The organism is Streptomyces sp. NPDC085944 (genome assembly GCF_040686295.1).
Classification (GTDB): Bacteria; Actinomycetota; Actinomycetes; order Streptomycetales; family Streptomycetaceae; genus Streptomyces; species Streptomyces salinarius.
This window is the reverse complement of the sequence record NZ_JBFBJX010000018.1, coordinates 135008-144896: the sequence shown is the minus strand read 5'-3', so window position 1 is coordinate 144896 and position 9889 is coordinate 135008. Positions and strand designations below refer to the sequence as shown.

The following is a 9889-nucleotide window of genomic DNA, read 5'->3' as shown; positions in this document are numbered from 1 at the left end:
CGCCCGGTTACATTTCGAACCCGGAAGCTAAGCCTTACAGCGCCGATGGTACTGCAGGGGGGACCCTGTGGGAGAGTAGGACGCCGCCGAACAATAATTGGAGGGGCTGGTCCCGGAACTTCGGTTTCGGGACCAGCCCTTTTTTGTTTTTCGTCACTTCGAGTTCACGTTGTGCCCCGACCATCCCCGTATGGGTACTGCAGCAATGCTCAGGGCCGCCGGCGTGGGCGTCGGTGACGAGGTCGTCGTACCTGCCTTCGGGAACGTGGAAGTCGCCGAGGCCGTGGCCCTGGTGGGCGCTTCGCCGGTGTTCGCCGACATAGATCCGGTGACGTACTGCCTGAACCCCTCCGTGGTGGAGGCGGCGCTGACGCCCCGGACCGCGGCGATGGTCGTCGTGCACCGGTTCGGGCGGCCTGCGGACATGGGTGCACTGCACCGGGTCGGACAACGGCACGGGCTACTCGTGCTGGAGCAGGGCGAGTCCGAGGTGCCGTACGACGAGATAGCGCGGCGCAGGCAGCGGGCGGCCTACCTCGACGGGAAGTTGAGGGGTGTGCGGACTCCGGACTGGGGCGACGGGCACACCTACCAGCAGTACGTGGTGCGGGTGCCAGGGAACGGGCGGCCGGACCGTGACGCGTTCGCGCGCGCCGTGCGGGGGAAGGGAGTGGAGTGCCGGGTGCCGGTGAAGGTGCCCGTGCACCGGTTGCCTGGATTCCGGCGGTGCGTGTCGCTGCCGGAGACGGAGCGGGCCGTCGACGAGACGCTCGCGCTCCCCGTCGAGGCCGCGCTGACCAAGCGGGACATGCAGCGGATCGTGTCCGCCTGCAACGCGCTCGGAGGGTTGCTGCAGCCCGCGTACTGACGGAACGTCCGTGGTTGGGAGCACCGGCTTGTTCGGGGTATGATCTATTCCGTTGCCGCGAGGGAAACCTCAAAAAGCGACAGGCCCCTATAGCTCAGTCGGCAGAGCGTCTCCATGGTAAGGAGAAGGTCAACGGTTCGATTCCGTTTGGGGGCTCTGCGCACGAGGCCCCGCCCAATTGGGCGGGGCCTTTCGCATGGTCGCGATCAGAGGCCGGGGCCGGGCCAACCCCCGGAACCCGCACGCTAGTCGGCGTGGGGCTCCGGGACGCGCATCGCGAGGATCGCCATGTCGTCGGACGGGGCGTCCGACGCGAACCGCTCCACCGCGCGCATGATGCGGGCGGCCACCGCACCGGCCGTCAGGCCCGTGCAGGTCGTCAGGACGTCGGCGAGTCCGTCGTCGCCCAGCATGCGCGTGCCCTCGCGGCGTTCGGTGACGCCGTCCGTGACGCACAGCAGGACGTCACCCGGGTCGAGGGTGACCGTCTGCTCGTACAGTTCCAGGTCCTCGATGACGCCGAGGAGGGGCTGCGGTTCGGCGGCCGGTTCGACCGTGCCGTCCTGGCGTAGACGGAGCGGGAGCGGATGGCCGGCGCAGACCACCTTCAGCTCCGCGCTGCCGTCCTCCTGCGGGCGCATCTCGCCGTACAGCAGCGTGAGGAAGCGGCTGCGGGCGCCCTCGTCCAGGATGGCGGAGTTGAGGCGCTGCAGGACCGCTGGGCCGCTCAGCCCCTCCCGGGCCAGCAGGCGCAGGGCGTGCCGGGCCAGGCCGGTGACGGCGGCCGCGTTGGGGCCCGTACCGCAGACGTCGCCGATGGCGAAGCCGTACGCGTCGTCTCTGATGGGGAAGAGGTCGTAGAAGTCGCCGCCCACCTCGTTGCCCTCGCCGGCCGCGCGGTAGATGACCTCCACCTCGACGCCGTCGATGACGGGCAGCTCCGGGGGCAGGAGGCTGCGCTGGAGGGACTGGCTGATGGCCGTGCGCTCCGAGTACAGGCGGGCGTTGTCCAGGGCCAGTGCGGCCCGGCGGGACAGGTCCTCGGCGAGTTCCAGGATCTCCTGGCGGAAGTGGTCGTCGGTGGGCTTGCCGAGCGTGAGCATGCCGATGACGCGGTTGCGGGCGACCAGCGGGAGGACGACGGTCTCGCCGCCGACGGCGGAGGCCGTGGCGAGGGTCGGGCCGATGCCGATGCTCACCGGCTGGGGCGTACCGCCGCTGAGGCCGAGGTCGCGCATGGAGGTGCGCAGTGCCGCCTGGTGGGCCATCTCGGCGGGGGCCGTCCACACGCGGGCGCCCGGGGTGGGCACCGGGTCGGGCGGGGCGATCTTCGACAGCAGGGACTTGATGCCGTCGATCAACTCCTCGTCCTCGTGCAGGACGTAGGAGAGGTACGGGTCCGAGGACTGGTCGGCGATGGTGTAGACGGCGCACCAGGTGGCCAGCGTCGGGACCGTCATCTGGGCCATGAGGGCCAGCGTCTGGTCGCGGTCCAGGGTGCCCGCGAGGAGGTCGGAGGCCTCGACGAGGAAGCTGAGCGAGCCGCGGCGCAGCCGCTCCAGCTCGCCCAGGCGCGCCGACTCGACGGCCAGCGCGATGCGGTCGGCGGCGAACTGGAGGCGCAGTGCCTCCTCGTTGGAGTACCGGCCGGGGGCCTCGGCGGCGACGCCGAGGGAGCCGGTGAGGCGGCCCTCGACCTTGAGGGGGACGGTGACGACCGAGCGCATGCCCGTGCTGTTGAGCAGCGGAACCGCGCCGGGAACGGCTTCGAGGTCGTCGTGGACGGCGGGCATGCGCGCCGAGCCGTAGCGTCCTGGCCCCGCCTCCACCGGGACGCGGGCGAAACGCTGGCGGGCGGAGGGCAGGCCGGTCGAGGCGCGGACCTCCAACTCCGTTTCGTCGTCGGTGGCCAGGAGCAGGAAGGCGGCGTCGGCGTCGAGCATGTCGCGGGCGCGTTCGACGGTGCGCTGGAGCAGGCCGTCGAGGTCGTCCGGGGCGGGGGAGCCGATGAACACTTCGAAGGGGTCGGCGCTCTGGCCCTCGGCGGCCGGGGTGTCGGCGGCCGGTACGCGCAACGGGGTCTGCAGCACCGCGCGTTCGTGGTCGCGGACCAGGAGGCAGACCGTGGACGGTTCGCCGTCGGCGTCGCGGACGCGGAGGTGGGAGGCGTAGACCGGGGTGACGCGGCCGTCGGCGCCCCTTATGCCGTAGCTGCCCTCCCAGCGGGAGAGCTGGAGGGCCTCGGCGATGCCGGTGCTGGTGCCGGGGGTGTGCGGCCAGGCGGCGAGGTCGGTCAGCGGCTTGCCGACGACCTGGTCGGGGGCGTAGCCGAAGAGGTCCTCGGCGTCCTCGTTCCACGACGTGACGGCGCCGGTGCGGTCGATCTGGACGACGGCGACACGGACCCGCCCGTCGGCGAGCGGCAGCAGGGCGGCCGGTAGGGAAGGGCCGGCGGCACGGGTGCCGACCGGGCGCTCGGGCAGATGAAGGTGGAACCAGACGTTCTTGAGCGTGGGCGTGTACTCCACGCCCCAGCGGTCGGCGAGCGCCGCGCACAGCTGGAGACCGCGCCCGCCCTCGCGGTCGAGGCTGCCCATGTTGGCGGGGGAGCCCTGGAGCGGGACCTCGCGCTCCGGATAGTGGTCGGCGACCTCGATGCGTACGCCGTCGTCGCTGCGCAGACACACGACGTCGGCGGTGGTGCCGGCGTGGACCACGGCATTGGTCACCAGTTCGCTGGTGAGCACCACGGCGTCGTCGACGATGTCGGCATGGCCCCAGCCCTGGAGGGTGTCGCGGACGAAGGACCGGGCACTCGCCACGGATCGCCCGACGGGCTCGAAGCTGGCGGCCGCGCGCGCGGTGATCACAGAACTCCTCGACCCTCTCTCCCCGTGCACGGCCTCATGGCCGACCGGCTCCGGCCGCTGCTGCGGCAGCCCACCCGTCGGCCCGGGATCCGGGGGCTGTTCCCCCGGGATCAGTCCGGTGGTCATTCCGGCCGCCCCTCCGATGCCCGCTCGTCTCCGTGCCACCGCCCAGACCGGACGGACCGGTACGGCTGGACAGCCTCATGCAAGGTTACTTACCTTCGCCGTCCATCCGGATGCCGGTCTGCAGTGTTTCCGCCCAGAGGGTGTGCGGACGATGTGCGAAGCTGCCGAACTGTTATGGCCTGGTTCGGCCGGGGTGAAACACTGGGCAAGCTGCTTATGAAGGTCCGGGCAGGTGAATGCGTGCCCAGTCGGGTGGGCAGCAGCCCCTGGAAGCGGTCCGGCGTGCCGGGCCGCGATGCCCGGCAGTAAGGGAATCACAGGCGGCAGGAACCGGTCCGCCGAGCGTGGGCGGCCGGGAACAGCGGTATCGGTCGACCCCTGCGGGAGGGACACAGTGGAGTCTGGCGCAGCGACGCGGACCACGAAGACGCGCGCGAAGGGCGGACAGTCCCTGAGCAACCAGGGCAAAACGCGGGGCGGCAGTACCCGGGGCGGCACCACGACGGTGGACACGGCGGCCCTGAACCGGCTGCTGGCGGCCCTCGTGTCCATGCGGGAGGGGAACTTCCGCAGGCGGCTCACGGTGTCCGGCGACGGCGTGATGTCGGAGATCGCGGCGGTCTTCAACGAGGTGGCCGACCGGAATCTGCACCTCACGGGCGAGCTGGCGCGGGTACGGCGCGTGGTCGGACGTGAGGGAAAACTCACGGAACGGCTGGAGACCGGCGCCTGCGAGGGGTCCTGGGCGGCCGCGATCGACCACTCGAACGCGCTGGTGGACGACCTGGTGCGACCCGTCTCCGAGGTCAGCCGGGTGCTGTCGGCGGTCGCGGACGGTGATCTGTCGCCGCGCATGGAGCTGCGGACGCAGAGCGAGGAGGGCACCGGGCAGCCGCTGCGCGGTGAGTTCCTGAAGGTCGGCCGCACCGTGAACAACCTGGTCGACCAGCTGTCGACGTTCACGGACGAGGTCACGCGGGTGGCCAGCGAGGTCGGTACCGAGGGCAAGCTGGGCGGTCAGGCCCGGGTGCGCGGTATGTCCGGTTCCTGGAAGGACCTGACGGACTCCGTCAACACGATGGCGTACCGGCTCACCGCCCAGGTGAGGGACATCGCGCTGGTCACGACGGCGGTGGCCAAGGGTGACCTGTCGCGGAAGGTCACGGTGCACGTGGCCGGCGAGATGCTGGAGCTGAAGAACACCGTCAACACGATGGTGGACCAGCTCTCCGCGTTCTCGTCCGAGGTGACGCGGGTGGCCCGTGAGGTGGGCACCGAGGGTGCGCTGGGCGGTCAGGCGCGGGTGCCGGGTGTGGCCGGGGTGTGGAAGGAGCTGACCGACTCCGTCAACACCATGGCCGGGAACCTGACGGCCCAGGTGCGGGAGATCTCCCACGTGACGACGGCGGTCGCCAACGGCGACCTGTCGAAGAAGGTGACGGTGCCGGCCCGCGGCGAGGTCGCGCAGCTCGCCGAGACGATCAACCAGATGACCGAGACGCTGCGGATCTTCGCCGACGAGGTCACGCGCGTGGCGAACGAGACGGGCGGCGAGGGGCAGCTCGGCGGGCAGGCGAACGTGCCGGGCGCGGCCGGCATCTGGAAGGACCTGACCGACTCGGTCAACACGGTCTTCCGGAATCTGACCACGCAGGTGCGCGACATCGCCGCGGTGACGACCGCCGTGGCCAGCGGTGACCTGTCGCAGAAGGTCACGGTGGACGTGGCCGGCGAGATGCTGGAGCTGAAGAACACCGTCAACACGATGGTGGACCAGCTGTCCGCCTTCGGCGCCGAGGTGACGCGGGTGGCCCGCGAGGTGGGCGTCGAGGGCGAGCTGGGCGGTCAGGCGCAGGTGCCGGGGGCGGCCGGGACGTGGAAGGACCTCACCGACTCCGTCAACACGGCGTTCCGCAACCTCACCGGTCAGGTGAGGAACATCGCCCAGGTGACGACGGCGGTGGCCAACGGTGACCTGTCGCAGAAGGTCACCGTGGACGTCTCCGGCGAGATGCTCCAGCTGAAGAACACCGTGAACACGATGGTGGACCAGCTCTCCAGCTTCGCCGACCAGGTGACGCGGATGGCGCGGGACGTGGGCACGGAGGGCCGCCTCGGCGGTCAGGCCCGGGTCGACGGCGTGTCCGGCACCTGGAAGGAACTGACGGACTCGGTCAACTCCATGGCCGGCAATCTGACCTCCCAGGTGCGCAACATCGCCCAGGTGACGACGGCCGTGGCGCGCGGTGACCTGTCCCAGAAGATCGACGTGGACGCGCGCGGCGAGATCCTGGAGCTGAAGAACACCATCAACACGATGGTCGACCAGCTGTCGTCGTTCGCGGAGCAGGTCACGCGCGTGGCCCGCGAGGTGGGTACCGAGGGCCGGCTCGGCGGTCAGGCGCAGGTGCCCGGGGTCGCGGGCGTGTGGCGCGACCTGACGGACTCCGTGAACGGCATGGCCGGCAACCTCACCGCACAGGTGCGCAACATCGCGCAGGTCGCGACGGCCGTGGCGCGCGGTGACCTGTCCCAGAAGATCACCGTGGACGCGCGCGGGGAGATCCTGGAGCTGAAGAACACCCTGAACACGATGGTCGACCAGCTGTCGTCGTTCGCCCAGGAGGTCACGCGCGTCGCGCGCGAGGTGGGTACCGAGGGCATCCTCGGCGGACAGGCGGAGGTGCAGGGCGTCTCCGGTACCTGGAAGGACCTCACGCAGTCCGTGAACGGCATGGCCAACAACCTGACCATGCAGGTGCGCAACATCGCCGAGGTCACCACCGCGGTGGCCAAGGGCGACCTGTCGAAGAAGATCACCGTCGATGCCAAGGGCGAGATCCTCGAACTGGTCACCACCGTCAACACCATGGTGGACCAGCTGTCGTCCTTCGCCGAGCAGGTCACGCGGGTGGCCCGTGAGGTGGGCACGGAGGGCATCCTCGGCGGTCAGGCGAGCGTGCCCGGCGTCGTGGGCATCTGGAAGGACCTCAACGACAACGTCAACCTGATGGCCAAGAACCTCACGGTCCAGGTGCGGAACATCTCCCAGGTGGCCGCGGCCGTCGCCAACGGCGACCTGACGCGGACGGTGACGATCGAGGCGCGCGGCGAGGTGGCCCAGCTCGCCGACACCTTCAACACCATGGTGCGGACGCTGCGGTCCTTCGCCGACCAGGTGACCAAGGTGGCCCGCGAGGTGGGCACCGACGGCATCCTGGGCGGCCAGGCACAGGTGCCGGGCGTGTCGGGGACGTGGAAGGACCTCACCGAGTCGGTGAACCAGATGGCGTCGAACCTGACCGGTCAGGTGCGCAACATCGCCATGGTCACCACGGCGATCGCGAAGGGCGACCTGACCAAGAAGATCGACATCGACGCGCGCGGCGAGATCCTGGAGCTGAAGACGACCATCAACACGATGGTGGACCAGCTGTCGTCCTTCGCCGAGGAGGTCACCCGCGTCGCCCGAGAGGTGGGCACGGAGGGGCAGCTCGGCGGCCAGGCACGCGTGCGGGACGTCGACGGCACCTGGCGCGACCTGACCGAGTCCGTGAACGAGATGGCCGGGAACCTCACCCGGCAGGTGCGGGCCATCGCGCGGGTGGCGACGGCGGTGACCCGCGGCGACCTGAACCTGAAGATCGACGTGGACGCCTCCGGGGAGATCTCGGAGCTGCAGGACTACATCAACAAGATGATCGCCAACCTGCGCGACACCACGATCGCCAACAAGGAGCAGGACTGGCTCAAGGGCAATCTGGCCCGGATCTCCGGCCTGATGCAGGGCCGCCGCGACCTCCAGGACGTGGCCTCGCTGATCATGAGCGAGCTGACGCCCGTGGTCTCCGCACAGCACGGGGCGTTCTTCCTCGCGATGCCCCTGGTCGACGGGCAGGAGCAGGCGGGCGCCGAGGGCGACGCGTACGAGCTGCGGATGCTCGGGTCGTACGGCTACTCGATGGGTTCGATGCCGACCTCGTTCCGGCCGGGGGAGGCCCTGGTCGGCACGGCCGCCAAGGAGAAGCGCACGATCCTCGTGGAGAACGCGCCGACCGGCTATCTGAAGATCTCCTCCGGACTCGGCGAGGCCCCGCCCGCGCAGGTGATCGTCCTGCCGGTGCTGTTCGAGGGGCAGGTGCTCGGCGTCATCGAGCTGGCGTCGTTCACGCCGTTCACGCACATCCAGAAGGACTTCCTGAACCAGATCGCCGAGATGATCGCGACCAGCGTCAACACCATCTCCGTCAACACCAAGACGGAGCTGCTGCTGAAGCAGTCGCAGGAGCTGACCGAGCAACTGCGGGACCGCTCCGAGGAGTTGGAGCAGCGGCAGAAGGCGCTCCAGTCGTCCAACGCGGAACTGGAGGAGAAGGCCGAGCTGCTGGCGCAGCAGAACCGCGACATCGAGGTGAAGAACACCGAGATCGAGGAGGCCCGACAGGTTCTGGAGGAGCGCGCCGAGCAGCTCGCGGTCTCCATGCGCTACAAGAGCGAGTTCCTGGCCAACATGTCGCACGAGCTGCGCACGCCGCTCAACTCACTGCTGATCCTGGCCAAGTTGCTCGCCGACAACGCCGACGCGAATCTCTCCCCGAAGCAGGTGGAGTTCGCCGAGACGATCCACGGCGCCGGCTCGGACCTGCTCCAGCTCATCAACGACATCCTCGACCTGTCGAAGGTGGACGCGGGGAAGATGGACGTCTCCCCGACGCGTATCGCACTCGTCCAGCTCGTGGACTACGTGGAGGCCACCTTCCGGCCGCTGAGCGCGGAGAAGGGCCTGGACCTGTCGGTACGGGTGTCGCCGGGGCTGCCCGCGACCATGCACACCGACGAGCAGCGGCTGCTCCAGGTGCTGCGCAACCTGCTGTCCAACGCGGTGAAGTTCACCGACTCGGGCTCGGTCGAGCTGGTCATCCGGCCCGCCCGGGACGAGGTGCCGCAGGCCATCCGGGAGCAGTTGCTGGAGGCCGGTTCGATGAGCGACCCGGATGCCGAGCTGATCGCGTTCTCGGTGAGCGACACGGGCATCGGGATCGCGGCCAGCAAGATGCAGGTGATCTTCGAGGCGTTCAAGCAGGCCGACGGCACCACCAGCCGCAAGTACGGCGGTACGGGCCTCGGGCTGTCCATCTCGCGGGAGATCGCGCAGCTGCTCGGCGGCGAGATCCACGCGCAGAGCGAGCCGGGCCGCGGGTCGACGTTCACGCTCTACCTGCCGCTGCACCCGAGCGAGCTGCCGCCGCACGGCTACCAGCAGCCGCTGCCGTCCGTGGACGGAGGTGAGCTGTCGGCGTCCCCGGCGGCCGTGGCCGAGCTGCCGGGTGCGGAGGCCGAGACGCCGGCCGAGGTGCAGTCGTACCAGGACTCGCAGAACGGAGCGGCCGCGCTGTTCCGGCGCCGCCGCCGGTCGGCCGGGACCGAACAGCTGCCCGTGGTGCGGGAGCGGCAGTCGGACGCCGGGCAGGAGTCGGCTCCGGAGTCCGGCCGGGGGATCAGGTTCGGCGGGCAGAAGGTGCTGATCGTCGACGACGACATCCGCAACGTCTTCGCCCTCACCAGCGTCCTGGAGCAGCACGGTCTGTCCGTGCTGTACGCCGAGAACGGGCGGGAGGGCATCGAGGTCCTGGAGCAGCACGAGGACGTGGCGGTCGTCCTGATGGATATCATGATGCCCGAGATGGACGGGTACGCGACGACCACGGCGATCCGCAGGATGCCCCAGTTCGCCGGTCTGCCGATCATCGCGCTGACCGCGAAGGCCATGAAGGGAGACCGGGACAAGGCGATCGAGTCGGGCGCGTCCGACTACGTGACGAAGCCGGTCGACCCCGACCACCTGCTGACGGTGATGCAGCAGTGGATGCGCGAGGAGTGAGGGAGAGGCTCCGACGGCGGCCGGGGAGCCGCAGGGAAGCGAGCGGTACGTTCGGGCCCCGGGCCCTTAGTACGTTCGGGCACGGTGTCCTCGCATGTTCGGGCACCTTCCGTGCGGCTCGCTCGGGCGGTGTGCGAACGTGGA

The 9889-nt window shown here is 69.9% G+C and carries 3 protein-coding genes, 1 tRNA gene and 1 rRNA gene; 4 read left to right on the top strand and 1 reads right to left on the bottom strand.

The annotated features are described in order from the left end of the window. The 3 genes from rrf to AB0P07_RS30005 form a co-directional block, all read left to right on the top strand. A 5S ribosomal RNA gene (gene rrf / locus AB0P07_RS30015) occupies positions 1 to 92 on the top strand; the annotation flags it as partial. 113 nt (positions 93 to 205) lie between these two features. Next, positions 206 to 868, top strand: coding sequence for a DegT/DnrJ/EryC1/StrS family aminotransferase (locus AB0P07_RS30010; RefSeq protein ID WP_365556070.1), 663 nt, complete (start codon positions 206 to 208; stop codon positions 866 to 868). An 83-nt stretch (positions 869 to 951) separates the two neighbouring features. Beyond that, positions 952 to 1024 (top strand) — tRNA-Thr (locus AB0P07_RS30005). Between the two features lie 89 nt (positions 1025 to 1113). Here AB0P07_RS30005 and AB0P07_RS30000 read toward each other — a convergent pair. Further along, positions 1114 to 3864 (bottom strand): SpoIIE family protein phosphatase, encoded by a 2751-nt coding sequence (locus tag AB0P07_RS30000; RefSeq protein ID WP_365556067.1) that lies wholly within the window; start codon positions 3862 to 3864, stop codon positions 1114 to 1116. A 394-nt stretch (positions 3865 to 4258) separates the two neighbouring features. Here AB0P07_RS30000 and AB0P07_RS29995 point away from each other — a divergent pair, with 394 nt between their 5' ends. After that, positions 4259 to 9745: a HAMP domain-containing protein gene (locus AB0P07_RS29995; protein ID WP_365556065.1), complete on the top strand. Its 5487-nt coding sequence runs from the start codon at positions 4259 to 4261 to the stop codon at positions 9743 to 9745. Positions 9746 to 9889 lie beyond the last annotated feature (144 nt).

Bases quoted from the DNA above. Each gene is read 5' to 3' on its own strand.
- AB0P07_RS30000 (WP_365556067.1), bottom strand. From the start codon at position 3,864: ATGACCACCGGACTGATCCCGGGGGAACAGCCCCCGGATCCCGGGCCG.
- AB0P07_RS30010 (WP_365556070.1), top strand. From the start codon at position 206: ATGCTCAGGGCCGCCGGCGTGGGCGTCGGTGACGAGGTCGTCGTACCT.